Here is a 14,535-nt window from a genome sequence, read left to right as displayed (position 1 = left end):
TCTACGTCCTATTGAGCAACTACACAGTGCGTATTTAAATACTCGGTATGGTTTGCCGTCACAACTAAGGTGCGCTGTTTAGGACATACATATCCACGTACTTCGCCATCAAAATTACTGTCCACTGCACTAGCAATTTGTTTGACTGCTGCTGCAATTGTCGTATCCAATTGGAATTGATGCTTAATCACAAAATCTTGGTCCAGGTCCCAAATCACCTGCATGCCTTCCTGTTGGGCGTGATTTGAGATAGCTTCGCGCAACGTACTTCCGGCTTTGAATGCGCGAAAACGCTTTTCACCAACCCAGCGACCGCTGACGGGGCGAGCATCGCTGGTCATATCTTGCAAACGCTCGTCAACACTGCGGTCTTCGCCGCCTAATTCCATTACAAAGTCCCCCATCTCTTCTTTGATAGGGTCTTTGGAGCTAGAGCGAAACTCTTCATAAAAAGAGCTCAAGCCAGTAGCAACAGACCGTTTAGCTGGCGCGCCTTCAGGACTGGGAGTCGAGGCAACTTCTTCTTGCAACATTACAACGACTACAGCAATCACAATCAATGCGACAGCAAGCCCTAAATGTTTTACCCAAAATAAAGTGTTGGACACATTATTTGTTTTCATAAAGAATCGACTTTGTTAACACTTGCGGTAAGTTACCACTAACTCACTCAAATAACTATTGGTACAGACTCGGATCTGAATCATCAGGTCTAGACTTAAAACGTTTATGCATCCACAAGTAGCTTTCAGGTTGCTCTGCCACCAAGTCTAGAATGTGTTGATTCAACTCCGTTAATGCTTCGACATCCCCTTTATCGGCAAATTCCGGCATTGGTGGATAAATTTTTACCACATAACCCGATTTAGTGTATTGGGATGTTATTAATAATGGTACACAGTTTGCGCGTCGTGCAAACATCAATGTGGCTGTCGTCGTTGCAGTTTTTGCAACCCCGCCAAATGGTACAAATATACTTTGCGCCCTGCCGTAGTCTTGGTCGGGGAGATACAAACATAGTTCGCCTTCATCTAAAGCTTGAATAAGCGCTTTTGAGTTGCGTTTGTGGATCATGTATTTATTTGAGCGATTGCGTCCGCGATACTGCATATAATCCATCAGTGGATTATCGTGTTTGCGATAGAAAGCAATACTCGGATGGGTATAACCAATAATCCGACAGGCAATTTCTAAATTCATATTGTGCAGCGCCAATCCAAACACGCCTTTGCCCTGCTGAAGGACTGCTTCGACATGCTCATATCCTTCAACGACGCCGAGTTTTTTTATCCGCCACGCGGGTGCCCACCAGCCCAGAGCCGTCTCAAAAATTGCCATTCCCGCACAATTCAAATTTTGTTTCAGTAGATGTTCTACATCTTTATCTGACATATCAGGGTAAGTTAAACGCAAGTTTTGCCGCGCCACACTCACTCGCTTTTTGGCCAATTTTGTCAACAACCATGCTAATCCCTTAGCTAATTGGCGTAGTACTACTAAAGGCAACCAACTCAGCGTGTATAAAATAATGATGCCAATCCAAATTGGCCAAAATTGCGGTAGGAAAAATCGCCAGGAAAATGCGGGAGCTTGAATTTTTGACACAATATTACAGTTGTTGTTTTATATCGCCCTAGAATAGCACGGAGAAGCGGTCCATCAAACTGCTGACAAGCTCTGCTTAAAACTCGCAAATAGCTAATTTTGCTGCTTAAATAGAGTTTTACCTGTTAGTGAAGATATCGCTTGATGGAGACAGCGCTGTTACAAGAACTGATCAATAAGGTTGCCAGTGGTATCCTCGTGGTCAACAAGAGTGGCGACATTAGCTTCGCCAATGATAAAGCGCACACATTATTTGGTTATCCGGCCGGCTCTCTCATTGATACAAATATCAGCTGCTTAATCCCTGCGGAATACAAGACCAAGCATGCAGCGCATGTCAGTCGAATTTTTACCTATAGACAACCGCGGAACATGGGCGAAGGAAATAATTTTCCAGCATTGCACGCTGACCAACACGTATTCTATATCGCTGTTAACCTAGAGCCCTGTAGTGATGGCGAACACATGATAGTAACGGTTACTGAGACCACTCGGCATCAATCGCGGGAAGTTAGCCTGAATGAGGAAAAGCAAGAGCTTTCTCTGGCCAACCAGCAATTATTGCGATTTACCCAGCAAACCTTCAACGGCCTAGTGATAACCGATAGCGCGTTTGCCATCACCTGGTCAAATCTTGCAATGTCAAACTTGGTTGGTTACTCGGAGCGGGAATTACAAGGCAAACACATCCACGACTTTGCCGGCGGAGGAACGAGCTTATTTGAGCTTCGCAAGTTAGAAGCCGCACTCGAAAGCGCCAAGAGTTATCAAGGTGAACTTAAACTCTACCACCAAAACGGTAACAGTTTTTGGGCTTCTATTAATATGCAACCCTTCAGTGTTGGCAAAGAGATTGAAAGCTTTATCTTACTGATCACTGATATCACGGAACAAAAGCAACTTGAAACACAGTTAATTGACAGTAACAACTTTCAAACTGCCCTACTCAATAGTGCACCCCTTTTTCTGATCTCAACGGACAACGAAGGACTCATCACATCGATAAATACTTATGCCGCCAAGATGTTGCAATGCCGTTCGGTAGACGTCATCGGCCAGGTATCTCCGCTACAACTCTTAAAACGAGATTCGCGACTTCAATTACTCCAGCAACTGGACGTAACGGATTACAACAACGAGTCGCGTATTCAAATAGCGCTCGCCAAACAGTTGCTCGCGGGTGCTTTTACAACGGAAATCACCTTACAGACCTTTGCCGAGCGATCGGTCGATGTTGAATTAACCATAACGGCTCTGCAAACACGCTCTACGAATGATTACGGCTTGTTGTGGATGGGGCGAGATATTACTGCTCAGCGTACAGCAGAGCGCGAAAACGAGCGTCATCTAACACTGATTGAATCCACCGGCGAAATCGCCAAGTTAGGTGGCTGGGAGCTGGATTTATTAAGCAACCAATTATGGTGGTCTGATCAAGTGTACCATATCCACGAACTACCCGTTGGCTCTAAAGTGGAGGTTGCAAAAGCGATTGAATTCTATGCCCCAGAAGCACAGCCAATTATTACCGCGGCGGTAGAAAAAGGTATCAAAAATGGCACCACGTGGGATGAGCAATTGCCCTTTATTACTGCTAAAGGCCGAAGAATTTGGGTTCGAGCTGTTGGATACGCGGTGTATCGAGATGGACATCCAGTTAAGCTGCGCGGTGCCTTTCAGGATATTTCGGAGTTGAAGCAAGCTGAACAAGACGCATTAGCTGCAAGCGCAGCCAAAAGTCAGTTTTTGGCTAATATGAGTCATGAAATAAGAACGCCTCTTAACGGTGTTATTGGCATAAATGAATTACTCAAAGGCACACAACTCAACGATAAGCAACGAGACTACGTCGACTTAATACATAAGAGTAGTCAAAACCTGATGACGATCATCAACGATATCTTAGATGTCTCGAAAATAGAGGCCGGTCACGTTGAGCTAACACCGAGTTATTTCTCATTACCTGAGTTGATTAACGATTTGATCGGCACCGTGAACGCCCAAATAAAAGAGCAGAAAAAGGATGTGTTAGTTGAGTTGCAAATGGATGCTCACATTCCGACAAATATTTATACCGACCCAAATAAGCTGCGCCAAATACTCGCTAATCTATTGTCGAATGCGTTTAAGTTTACTGACCAAGGGCATATTAGGATTACGGTGAAGCAATTGACCAATGGGGCGCATCAGCAACTTGAGTTTATTGTCGCGGATTCCGGGGTTGGCATTCCGCATGAAAGTGTGGAGACATTGTTTGATAAGTTTACCCAAGCCGATTCAAGTTCAACACGTGGTAAGGCAGGAACGGGTTTAGGGTTATCTATTTGCCGTGAGTTGACGCATTTGTTAGGCGGTGAAATCCAGGTGCATAGTGAGCCTGGTGTTGGCTCGTCTTTTAGTTTTTACATCCCGATTCAAACTACCGAAAATCAAACGGAGTCAATTGAAAATCCCGTGAACGTGCTATTGGTAGTTGACAATCAGCAGGTCAGCGAGCAATGGCAGGAGGTCGCACCCGCGCACAATTTTGAATGTCATGTTGTTCATTCGGCACCGCAAGCACTGCAGCAATTGAAAAATACTAATAGTCAATACACCCATTTGATTGTGTATGCTGACTTGCCAGGAATGGATGGCTTCGAATTCTGTAAAGTACTTCACCAAAAAGGTATTACAGCGCGCATGCCTGTCTTATTAATTACCTCCGCGCAGCAAACTAGTGCAAGTGACTTCGCTACTGAATTAGGTGTTCAAGGTATCTACACTGACACAACAGGTTTACAAGACCTCATCGCTGTAATCCAAGGCGATGCAGAGCCGCAGATAATTGAAACCCAATCGACTAACCTGAACAGCGAGAACGAATCGGCTGACGCTATAACAAATAAAAAAGTATTGTTAGTCGAAGATAATCAAATAAACCAGTTAGTGGCGCAAGATATGCTGCAAAACATTGGTTGCGAGGTGTTAACTGCAGAAAATGGTCGCGAAGCGGTAGAAATCTTCGGCCTCAACCATGACGATATCGATATCATTTTTATGGATTGTCAAATGCCTGTAATGGATGGTTTTGACGCGACTCGAGCGATTCGTGCTCTGCCTATACCTCGCGCGAAAAGCATCGCCATAGTTGCAGTTACCGCAAATGCTTTAGACGGCGACGATGAGCTATGTCGCGCAGCAGGAATGAATGATCACGTTGCCAAACCTGTATCGATAGAAACATTAAAAAAAGCCCTCTCACAGTGGGCTGAATAACTGTTAGCTCATCAGTAGTCAGCGTCAATTGCTTTAAGCTTACGCTCAAAAGCCTCTGCGTGTTCGGTTTGCTCGTAGTCAAAATGATATTGGTTGTGGAAGCCAAAACGCAGTTTTACCAGTGCATCTTCCATGTAGACTGTGTAACCATCGAAATCTGTGAAGGCCTTGACCCCACCCAAATGATAACCGTCTTCGCGTTGTTCACCGTGTTGACGAATTTTTTCGAACACTTTTAGGATAAAGTGACTATCTACTTCATTCTTCATAGTTCTCCCGCGCCAAAATTATTGCACCCTTAATACTTATATGTGTGGAGAACAGAGAAGATCAAGAGCGTGCCCCTCGTTCGCTTTAGTTGAAGTTATACCGAAAGCCTAGGTATGCGGCATTGGATTGGAAGCTGTCTTCACCACTGATGTGCTCAACTTCAAATCGCACCATGGTATTGAGACCAACGTACCAGTCAAAGCCGATCCCTATGACACCTGCAAATATGCCATCATCGTATGCTGTCTCAACCGTGCAAGGCGCATTGTCACAGGTAGAACTCTCTAAGCGATAACCGCTGAGATCAGCGCGCATAGCACCCAGTCGATAAAACAGTTCCCCCTCTCGTGCACTGGCTTTACCTAACGCAGAGATAAATAGCGCATCACCTTCGAGCCCTATGAGTAAGTCACCTGCATCGGCTTCGTCACTGGCTAGGCGCTGGTATCCGCCCTCAATATACCACTGTCGATGAATCTCATATCCGATGGCCAGCTTGTATGCGACGCTGCCGCCAGAATACTGAGCAAACTCTGAGTCCGCATACCCCGCACTGATGACAGCGTACATATTTTCAGTCGCCTGCGCATTGGAAACACTCCAACAGACCAACAGACCCAGTGCCAACCATTGTATTTTTGCCTTCAACATATAAGGGCTCCTTTAAAAATAATATTCCAGCGAAAACTGAACAAAATCCTCACGTCGCAAGAAGTATAGCGGGTCGGTTAATTGTTCACTGGCAAAAAAATAACCATCCAGTTTCCACCGCCACTGGTCTGTAATACGACTAGACGCCTCGAGAAAGCCTGTGTAACTGCCTGAATCATCTAAGTCCTGCACAACACCAACCAATACTTCAGTACCGTCAATATCGTTAACAATAAAGCGCAGGCCAACCATCAGATCATTCTGCCCGAACACGAATGCCGTTTGCTCTCGCTCGTCAAACTGATATTCAACTAACCAACCGATATCGTATTGTGAATCAAATACGCCGACACTGGTATATTCCAAACCGACCACCGCAGCAAAGAAGTTATCAACAATCACATCTTGCAGCGTTACCGGTACGTTCTCCTCATCGTCTTTGCGATAAATACCTTCAAATTTGAAAAGCCATGCATCTACTACGGCCAAGGCATCGACACCGACTTGCTGGATCTGCGAATAATAGGGCTGCAACACCAATCGATTAGTTACCGGGTCAAACCCCTGTGCCAAATAAGGCTCGCGATTGGTGCCATCAAAGTATGAAAATCCTAAATCCCAATTCCCCATGCTGTGTTGCCAGCGCAATGCATAATCGATGTTGGTCTCTTCATTACTCGACGCAAACAGGGGGTTATCAGTATCAATCCTAAACGGGGGCGTTACTCGCCCTTCTGTGCTGGCAAACGTCCGCTCGCGGAAATAGGGCAGAATAAATGCAGATAAGCGTCCGTAATTACTGAAATATGAATAACTCAGCATCGGCTGACCTAATTTGTCTTCACCATCTACCGCTTCGACATAGTCAGTCTGATTGATGATATCGACGAGATGTAGGGACTCTGTTTGCCCCCAAAAAACTTTGCTAATGCCCGCCAAAAACTCCCAATCTCGATCTTGATGTAACCAATGCAATTCGCGCAGATCAAAATGACTACGCTCACTGTCGTGCTGGTCCAAGCGCGTGAAGGGTTTAATTACCAACCGGTCATCACCGTCGTTCCAATTGAAAAAGAATTCTGGTTGTAAGTAGACTGAACCTTGGGCACGCTCTTGTTCGGGCAGTAACGGATCTTCAAAAAAGTAACGCTGCTCAATGCCGGCCTCGCCGCTCAGCTCGTAGTCTTGGGCAAAACATACTACAGACAGCGGCAACGTCAGTAACCAGCAAAGTGTTGTGTACAGACTAAAAGCCTTCATCTAGCGCACGTTCCGCAACTTATTACTGTCAAAATCCGCCTCTTCTAAGCCCACATCAAACTCAAGCTTGTCAATAATCAGTTCGGTAGATTTGCCGGTCTGTTCATTGACCATTTCTGACACATGTGCTCGCCAGAATTTGTCTTTATATAGTCGGTAGTCGTCCAACGTCAGTGTCTTCAATAGCGCGTTCTTACGGTCGTAAAACTCGATCTTGAGTACGTAGTAGTGTTCTTGGTCAATCCACACGATCTGTCGCGTGTAGCCTGAATTTCTGTCTAGAGGAACTTGTTCAACCTTAAAAGCAGAGCGACCGTCAATCGTATCTTCACCAGTATAATTGAAACTATACTTTTCCAATTCAAAAGAGGTCATATCTTCGAAAGCGAATTCACTGCCCATAAATGGACCTGATTTATTCTTCGAATTGATGCGTTTCACGCGACGTAAGGCCGGCAGGTATATCCATTGCAGATCAGGTTCAAGTGCTTTGGAAAAACTCAAAAATGCTGTACCACTGACATCCCGAGGGCGATCAAATATCGTTAAGGCCTTATCACCATCATCGATGACCTCAAGTGAACGCACGCGAATTTCTCGCACAGACTCCTGCCCTTGCGCATTGCGCAGGATCATTCGCATTTCTGCCTCGGTGTCACCCCAGCCTGTATCGGCGGCTTTACGCAGTTTGGATATTTCCAAGCCACGTTGCTCATCAGCGATAACTCCTGTAGAGGTGCCAATCGCTAACACTACGATCAGCAAGACGTGTTGTAAGCTGCGGTAAAATCGATTTGACGCTGACATGATCAGCTCCTTGTTTCTGTTCATCAAGTAAACAACGTTAGTCTTTAATAATAACGGCTAAACTCGGCAGTTGCTGAGCAATAATCGAAAATTAAGGTATATATATCGCCGTTGAAGTGTCGGCCTTAAGACGTAAACGCTAAAGATCCCGTTATCCGCTGTTTTTTTGTGCAAACAAACGTATTCACTTTCATCTAAACGTATAGCTTTTTATACCCGGTGAATTCAATAAAAACAGCAAGTTAGTTAAATGTTCACCGAAAAAAACGTAACACTCTATGAACATTTTGTTAGCAAAATTTGATCTTCTAGTGATTTAGAGTAGTATACATTCACAACTGGTCAGATGAGCGGATGAGTATCATGAGTATTAGAACAAGTCTGAAAAAAGTATTGCCCCCAATTTCAATCACAGAGCAAGAGGCTCTTGATGCGGGCGACGTATGGATCGAATCGTCAATCTATCGTGGCAAGCCTGATATGCAGGTATTGCGCAATATTCCGAAAGCAGCGTTGAGCGCCGACGAGCAAGCATTCCTTGACGGCCCGGTTAAAACGCTATTAAAAATGGTCGATGATTTTGAGTTGCAAAACGGCAACCATATCCCACAGGAAGTACTTACCTTCTTGGGCGAGAACAAATTCTTCTCGATGATCATACCAAAGAAATTTGGTGGCCTTGAGTTCAGCCCGTATGCAAACTCAACAATTGTTGCCACTATTGCTGCAAAAAGCGGCGCAGTAGCTGTAACCGTTATGGTACCTAATTCATTAGGCCCCGGTGAGCTATTAATGCACTACGGTACAGAAGAGCAGCAAAACTATTGGTTGCCACGTCTAGCTGTGGGTCAAGATATTCCTTGTTTCGCACTAACTAGTCCTGAAGCAGGTTCTGATGCGGGTTCAATTCCTGACGCAGCAATCGTGACTAAAGGTGAGTACAACGGCGAGGAAGTTATTGGTTTATCTGTTACCTGGGATAAACGTTATATCACCCTAGCACCCATCGCTACCGTGCTTGGTTTGGCGTTTAAAGTGTTTGACCCAGAGGGTTTGTTAGGTGGTGAAGTTGAGTTAGGTATCACTTGTGCATTGTTGCCGAAAGATCACCCGGGTGTAGAGCTTGGTAATCGCCACGACCCTATGGGCGTGCGTTTCTATAACGGTACAACTCGCGGTACCAACGTATTTATCCCAATGGACTTTATCATTGGTGGCCAAAAGAACATCGGTCGTGGCTGGCAAATGCTAGTCAGCTGCTTAGGTGCCGGTCGCGGTATCTCATTACCTGCGATGGGCGTTGCTTCAGCGCAATCAGCGTTTAAATCAACGGCTGAGTACTCGTTTGTACGTGAGCAGTTTGGTGTTCCAATCGGTCGCTTTGAAGGTATTCAAGACAAGTTGGCTGACATTGCCGGTAAAACATTCTTGCTTGAAGCAATGCGTGTTTTGACAACTGAAGCACTAGGCCTAGGCCTTAAGCCGTCAGTAATCACCGCTATGGCGAAGTACCACATGACCGAGCTAGGTCGTGATGTACTCAACTCAGCGATGGATGTTCAAGCGGGTAAAGCGATTCAGCGCGGCCCACAGAATACTCTTGCTAACGGTTACTCTGCGTTGCCAATCGCTATCACCGTAGAAGGTGCAAACATTCTTACTCGTAGTTTGATGATCTTCGGTCAAGGTGCAATGCGTTGTCACCCATACTTGAAAGAAATGGTTGACCTTATTCACAGCGACGATAAGTCTGCGGATGCGGAATTCAACAAAGTGTTGGGTAAAACGGTTAAGTTCAGCGTTAAAAATGCATTCCGCAGTAAAGTTAATGCTTACTTGCCATTCTTACGCGGCACTGAATCAGCATTGCCAGAAGTGCGCCCATATGAGAAGCGTTTAAATGCATTATCAGCCAAACTTGCGCCGCTAGCTGATTTATCGCTATTGGTACTAGGCGGTGACTTGAAGAAAGCTGAATTGTTGTCTGCGCGTCTAGGTGACATGATGAGTTACCTATACGGTGCGATGGCGACTATTCGTTTCTACGAGCAGCGCGTAACTGACCGTAAGTTGGCACAGCCATACTTCGAGTATGCTATTCAATGGTCACTACAGCAGGCTGAAAAAGCCTTGGTAGATTTCATAGCGAACTTCCCGAACACAGCTACGCGTTACCTAATGCGTGTATTGACAAACACATACACCGCATCAGTTTCGCAAATCTCTGATGATTTGGTTCGTGAGTTAGCTACAGCAGCGCTTCAGGACAACAGCATAAAAGATCAATTGACGCATCTTGTTACTGTTGAGCCAGGTGATGGTAATGACATCAACGAGCAGGCGTTTAAAGCGAAACACGCGGTAATGCCACTACTTGGTAAGGTTCAAAAAGCCTTGCGTAAAGAGCCTGTTGTACCGTTCGTATCATTCGAAAATGCGTGTAACAAGCTACTTGAAAAAGGCGAGCTTACTGCGGCTGAGCACGCAGACTTGCTAAGCTATGATGCGAAACGCAAGCTTGCAGTTCGCGTTGATGAATTTGATTTCGACCTCAATCTAATTGATGAGTCAGTAACGTCAGAAACGTCTACAGCGTCAGCTGCATAAGCTTTAATACAGCGAATTGAGAAACGGCCCACAAATGGGCCGTTTTTTTTCGCTCAAATTCCGTATAATCACCGTTCACAATAACAACATAAAAAATTTAGCATGGCGCAACTCTACTTCTATTACTCTGCGATGAATGCAGGTAAATCGACCTCCCTTCTCCAATCGGCATACAACTATGAAGAGCGCGGCATGCAGACGCTGATATTCACGGCGGCATTAGATGACCGCTATGGGGTTGGTAAAGTCACCAGTCGAATCGGTTTGGAGTCAAAAGCGCATTTGTTTAACCCAGATACTGCGCTTTATGACGAGATAAAAGCACACCAACAAAAACAGGATATCGACTGCATCTTTATTGATGAAGCGCAATTTTTATCCCGCAAGCAAGTTAAAGCACTAACCTATGTCGTCGACGATCTCGATATTCCAGTATTAGCTTACGGCTTGCGTACAGATTTTACCGGTGAAACCTTCGAGGGTAGTCATTATTTATTGGCTTGGGCCGATAAGTTCTTTGAATTAAAAACCGTTTGTTTCTGTGGACGCAAAGCTAACTTTGTCGTGCGTTGGGATGAAAATGGCAAAGCGACTAAGGCCGGCGAACAGGTTCAAATTGGCGGGAATGACCGCTACGAGTCTATGTGCCGCAAGCACTTTAAAGAGTTGATCTGGGATCAAGACGGCGCGTTGTAGCCCCCTTCACCAACTGTCGCTTTTGCGACAGTTGGGTATTGTCAGCATTTTCTCCTCGTTCTAATAATCCTAGCTATTGTCACACTAATCAACAACCGGTTTAGCGCCTGAAATCGCTCTATTAACATCTATTTTTCAATTACTTAATCTTGATAATTACACATTATAAGATCCTATTTCGCCATTTATTTGGGGCGAAGGAAGTCAAAACATGGCGGTATTCGCGCTAACAATGTGTAGTCTCCCTATACGAAAAACATAACCATTTATCACTAAAGTTAATTTAACCTACCAACAACTATTGATTAGACTAATACTGAATTGCCCAATCGCCGAGAATAGCTATGGATTTCAGTTACAGCCAACGTTGCCAAGATTACTTGGCCAAGATCAAACAGTTTATGCAACAGCACGTAGAGCCCATTGAGCAAGAAGTGTATGAGTTTATGCACGCCGAAAACAATCATGGCGATTGGCGCAAATGGCAGTTGCATCCGCGCGTAGAAGAACTCAAAGCGTTGGCGCGCGAGCAAGGGCTGGAAAACTTATTCTTGCCTGATAGCACCTTAGGTAAAGGCCTTAGCTGCTTGGAATACGCTCCCTTGGCCGAAGAAATGGGACGGTGTTTATTCGCGCCTGAGATCTTCAACTGTAACGCGCCAGATACCGGTAATATGGAAGTACTTTACCACTTCGGTACCGACGCACAAAAAGCGCAGTGGTTAACGCCATTGCTGGCTGGAAAGATCCGCTCAGTATTTGGTATGACGGAGCCTGAAGTAGCCTCATCAGACGCCACCAATATGCAAGCGCACATCGATATTCAAGATGATGAGATTGTCATTAACGGTCGCAAATGGTGGTCTACAGGTCTTGGTCATCCGAACGCTAGAGTAACAATATTCATGGGGCTATCGAATCCAGAAAATGACCGACATAGCCAGCACAGCATGGTGATTGTGCCGCTAGACACGCCGGGCATTACGATCAACCGTATGCTTACCGCATACGGTGATTTTGATGCGCCATATGGTCACGGTGAAATGACATTCGACAACGTCCGTGTACCGCGTGAAAATTTATTGGTAGGTCCGGGCAAAGGCTTCGCTATTGCCCAAGGTCGCTTAGGTCCTGGTCGTATCCACCATTGTATGCGCGCTATTGGTATGGCGGAGAAAGCCTTGGAACTAGCAATAAAGCGCGGCTTATCGCGTGTAGCCTTTGGTAAACCCTTAGTAAAGTTGGGCGGCAATGGCGAGCGTATTGCGGAAGCTCGTATGTTGATTGAGCAAGCACGTCTATTAACCCTCAATGCCGCGTGGAAGATTGATAATTTAGGTGTTAAGCACGCAATGGTCGACATCTCGGCAATCAAAGTCGTGGTGCCGAATATGCTGCAACAAGTCGTAGACATGGCCGTGCAAATGCACGGCGGCGCAGGTATGTGTAATGACTTTCCGCTGGCTCGGTTTGCCGCAGGTGCGCGAGCACTGCGTTTAGCCGATGGTCCTGACGAAGTGCATAAAGGTATGGTGACACGGCTGGAGCTTAAGCGTTATGTCTGAGCTGCTTCTCGACCAAGCACAAGCAGTTAGGCCCGGTGAAGAGTTAAATATCGAGCAATTACAGCCTTGGCTGAACGAGTATATTGGTGATCTAAAAGGAACGCCCGAAGTCACGCAGTACAGTGGTGGTGTATCCAATTGGACCTATTGCTTGGCGTTCGACAATCGCTCGCTGATTTTGCGCCGTGGGCCCGATGGCACAAAAGCTAAAGGCGCTCACGATATGCAGCGTGAACACGATCTACAGCGGGATCTAAAACGGGTTTTCGCCGCAGTTCCACACGTATACGGCTATTGCGCCGACGAAACCGTGATTGGCAGTGATTTTTATGTCATGGAAAAACTCGAAGGCATCATTCCTCGCAAAAACTTGCCGAAATCGCTACATCTTGCTCAGGATGACGTACGCACACTGTGCACTAATGCTATCGACACTCTGATCGATTTACATCAGGTTGACTATAAAAGTGCAGGGCTTGAGCATATTGGTAAAGGTGCAGGCTACACAGGGCGCCAAATCGAAGGCTGGATAAATCGTTACATGCGCGCGAAAACTTGGAATGTACCGCGGGCTAAAAAAGTCACCCAATGGTTGCAAGCAAGTATTCCAGCAAGCGAAAATCTATGTATCACCCACAACGATTTTCGCTTTGATAACTTAGTGTTAGATGTTCAACACCCCACAAATATTATCGGCGTACTCGATTGGGAGCTGGCCACGATTGGCGATCCTCTGATGGACTTAGGTAATACACTCGCTTACTGGATTCAAGCCGATGATGACAAATTAATGCAAAGCACACGCAAGCAACCGACGCATTTGAATGGCATGATGACGCGCTGCGAGGTGGTTAAATACTACTGTGAAAAAACCGGCCTTGACGCAAATGACTTTGCTTTTTATGAGGTTTATGGGTTATTTCGATTAGCTGCTATCGCGCAGCAAATTTATTACCGCTATCATCACAAACAAACCCGAAACCCAGCCTATAAATACTATTGGTTCTTTGTGAACTACCTCATTAGGCGTTGTAAAAAAATAATTAAAACCGCAGGCTAAACTATATGTTGAGAAGTAATATTGTAATCACCGGAGCCAGCTCTGGTTTGGGCAAAGGCATGGCCATTGAGTTTGCCAAAATGGGCCGAAATCTTGGACTTTGCGCACGGCGCGTTGAACGTTTAGAAGAGCTGAAACAAGAGCTGCTTTCCATCAACCCCAACATTAACGTTGTGATCAAGTCCTTAGACGTTGATGATCACGACGCAGTATTTACGTGTTTTGAAGAATTTCGCCAAGAATTAGGTAGCTTAGACCGGGTTATTGTTAATGCGGGTATGGGTAAAGGTGCGTCAGTTGGGACCGGTTACTTCTATGCCAATAAACAAACCGCTGTGACTAACTTTGTTTCTGCGCTAGCCCAATGTGAAGCTGCGGTTGGTATCTTCCGCGAGCAAAACGCCGGTCACCTGGTAACTATCTCATCAATCAGTGCTGCGCGTGGTTTCCGCCGTGCATTAACCGTATATGCAGCAACAAAAGCAGCGATAACATCAATGACCGAAGGAATTCGCATTGATTTAATGAAAACGCCCATCAAAGTATCCACCGTTCACCCCGGCTTCATTCGCAGCGAAATTAATGAAAAAGTTAAAACCGCACCTTTCATGGTCGATACTGAAACTGGCTGTAAAGCTATAGTAAAGGCCATTGAGAAAGAGGGCGCCAACAGCTACGTACCCAGTTGGCCATGGTCGATATTATACCGTTTAATGCGTATCGCACCTTTGTCAATGTTGGCTAAAATGAGTTAAC

12 protein-coding genes are annotated in these 14,535 nt (G+C 45.5%); 6 read left to right on the top strand and 6 right to left on the bottom strand.

The features are described from left to right. Positions 1-8 precede the first annotated feature (8 nt). Both QTP81_RS03195 and lpxL read right to left on the bottom strand, forming a co-directional pair. A complete protein-coding gene (locus QTP81_RS03195) occupies positions 9-623 on the bottom strand; it encodes a toxin co-regulated pilus biosynthesis Q family protein (RefSeq protein WP_289363682.1) in 615 nt (204 codons plus the stop codon). 55 nt (positions 624-678) lie between these two features. Then, positions 679-1,608 (bottom strand): LpxL/LpxP family Kdo(2)-lipid IV(A) lauroyl/palmitoleoyl acyltransferase, encoded by a 930-nt coding sequence (lpxL, locus tag QTP81_RS03190; protein WP_289363922.1) that lies wholly within the window; start codon positions 1,606-1,608, stop codon positions 679-681. Positions 1,609-1,749: 141 nt separating this feature from the next. Between lpxL and QTP81_RS03185 the strand changes: the two genes are divergently transcribed. Further along, positions 1,750-4,863 carry a PAS domain-containing hybrid sensor histidine kinase/response regulator gene (locus QTP81_RS03185; protein WP_289363681.1) on the top strand — a complete coding sequence of 1,038 codons (3,114 nt, stop codon included), beginning with the start codon at positions 1,750-1,752 and terminating at the stop codon, positions 4,861-4,863. Positions 4,864-4,874: 11 nt separating this feature from the next. On the opposite strand, the gene QTP81_RS03180 is transcribed toward QTP81_RS03185, so the two are convergent. From QTP81_RS03180 to QTP81_RS03165, 4 genes are all read right to left on the bottom strand, one after another. Next, positions 4,875-5,132 carry a DUF3081 domain-containing protein gene (locus QTP81_RS03180; protein ID WP_289363680.1) on the bottom strand — a complete coding sequence of 86 codons (258 nt, stop codon included), beginning with the start codon at positions 5,130-5,132 and terminating at the stop codon, positions 4,875-4,877. An 85-nt stretch (positions 5,133-5,217) separates the two neighbouring features. Then, positions 5,218-5,784 carry an outer membrane beta-barrel protein gene (locus QTP81_RS03175; RefSeq protein WP_289363679.1) on the bottom strand — a complete coding sequence of 189 codons (567 nt, stop codon included), beginning with the start codon at positions 5,782-5,784 and terminating at the stop codon, positions 5,218-5,220. Between the two features lie 12 nt (positions 5,785-5,796). Beyond that, a complete protein-coding gene (locus tag QTP81_RS03170; protein WP_289363677.1) occupies positions 5,797-7,044 on the bottom strand; it encodes a hypothetical protein in 1,248 nt (415 codons plus the stop codon). Further along, on the bottom strand, positions 7,045-7,851 hold the full coding sequence (locus tag QTP81_RS03165) for an outer membrane lipoprotein-sorting protein (protein ID WP_289363675.1): 807 nt from the start codon (positions 7,849-7,851) through the stop codon (positions 7,045-7,047). It abuts the gene before it with no gap. A gap of 354 nt (positions 7,852-8,205) precedes the next feature. Here QTP81_RS03165 and QTP81_RS03160 point away from each other — a divergent pair, with 354 nt between their 5' ends. The 5 genes from QTP81_RS03160 (at position 8,206) to QTP81_RS03140 (ending at position 14,534) form a co-directional block, all read left to right on the top strand. Continuing rightward, positions 8,206-10,458, top strand: a complete 2,253-nt coding sequence (locus QTP81_RS03160; protein ID WP_289363674.1) for an acyl-CoA dehydrogenase — start codon at positions 8,206-8,208, stop codon at positions 10,456-10,458. A 102-nt stretch (positions 10,459-10,560) separates the two neighbouring features. After that, positions 10,561-11,154: a thymidine kinase gene (locus tag QTP81_RS03155; RefSeq protein WP_289363672.1), complete on the top strand. Its 594-nt coding sequence runs from the start codon at positions 10,561-10,563 to the stop codon at positions 11,152-11,154. 344 nt (positions 11,155-11,498) lie between these two features. Beyond that, complete coding sequence (locus tag QTP81_RS03150) at positions 11,499-12,719, top strand: acyl-CoA dehydrogenase family protein (protein WP_289363671.1); 1,221 nt, start codon at positions 11,499-11,501, stop codon at positions 12,717-12,719. After that, complete coding sequence (locus QTP81_RS03145) at positions 12,712-13,779, top strand: phosphotransferase family protein (RefSeq protein ID WP_289363669.1); 1,068 nt, start codon at positions 12,712-12,714, stop codon at positions 13,777-13,779. Before QTP81_RS03150 ends, QTP81_RS03145 begins: the two co-directional genes overlap by 8 nt. A gap of 5 nt (positions 13,780-13,784) precedes the next feature. Beyond that, on the top strand, positions 13,785-14,534 hold the full coding sequence (locus tag QTP81_RS03140) for an SDR family oxidoreductase (RefSeq protein ID WP_289363666.1): 750 nt from the start codon (positions 13,785-13,787) through the stop codon (positions 14,532-14,534). Position 14,535 lies beyond the last annotated feature (1 nt).

It is taken from the genome of Neoalteromonas arenosi (assembly GCF_030362855.1).
Taxonomy (GTDB): Bacteria; Pseudomonadota; Gammaproteobacteria; order Enterobacterales; family Alteromonadaceae; genus Alteromonas_E; species Alteromonas_E arenosi.
Note: the sequence above shows the minus strand (reverse complement) of the source record. Positions and strands in the feature narration are given on the sequence as shown.

Excerpts from the sequence above, each read along its gene's own strand:
- QTP81_RS03150 (WP_289363671.1), top strand. The coding sequence starts at position 11,499 with ATGGATTTCAGTTACAGCCAACGTTGCCAAGATTACTTGGCCAAGATC.
- QTP81_RS03175 (WP_289363679.1), bottom strand. The coding sequence starts at position 5,784 with ATGTTGAAGGCAAAAATACAATGGTTGGCACTGGGTCTGTTGGTCTGT.
- QTP81_RS03195 (WP_289363682.1), bottom strand. The coding sequence starts at position 623 with ATGAAAACAAATAATGTGTCCAACACTTTATTTTGGGTAAAACATTTA.
- QTP81_RS03155 (WP_289363672.1), top strand. The coding sequence starts at position 10,561 with ATGGCGCAACTCTACTTCTATTACTCTGCGATGAATGCAGGTAAATCG.
- QTP81_RS03170 (WP_289363677.1), bottom strand. The coding sequence starts at position 7,044 with ATGAAGGCTTTTAGTCTGTACACAACACTTTGCTGGTTACTGACGTTG.
- QTP81_RS03145 (WP_289363669.1), top strand. The coding sequence starts at position 12,712 with ATGTCTGAGCTGCTTCTCGACCAAGCACAAGCAGTTAGGCCCGGTGAA.
- QTP81_RS03165 (WP_289363675.1), bottom strand. The coding sequence starts at position 7,851 with ATGTCAGCGTCAAATCGATTTTACCGCAGCTTACAACACGTCTTGCTG.
- QTP81_RS03160 (WP_289363674.1), top strand. The coding sequence starts at position 8,206 with ATGAGTATCATGAGTATTAGAACAAGTCTGAAAAAAGTATTGCCCCCA.
- QTP81_RS03140 (WP_289363666.1), top strand. The coding sequence starts at position 13,785 with ATGTTGAGAAGTAATATTGTAATCACCGGAGCCAGCTCTGGTTTGGGC.
- QTP81_RS03180 (WP_289363680.1), bottom strand. The coding sequence starts at position 5,132 with ATGAAGAATGAAGTAGATAGTCACTTTATCCTAAAAGTGTTCGAAAAA.
- QTP81_RS03185 (WP_289363681.1), top strand. The coding sequence starts at position 1,750 with ATGGAGACAGCGCTGTTACAAGAACTGATCAATAAGGTTGCCAGTGGT.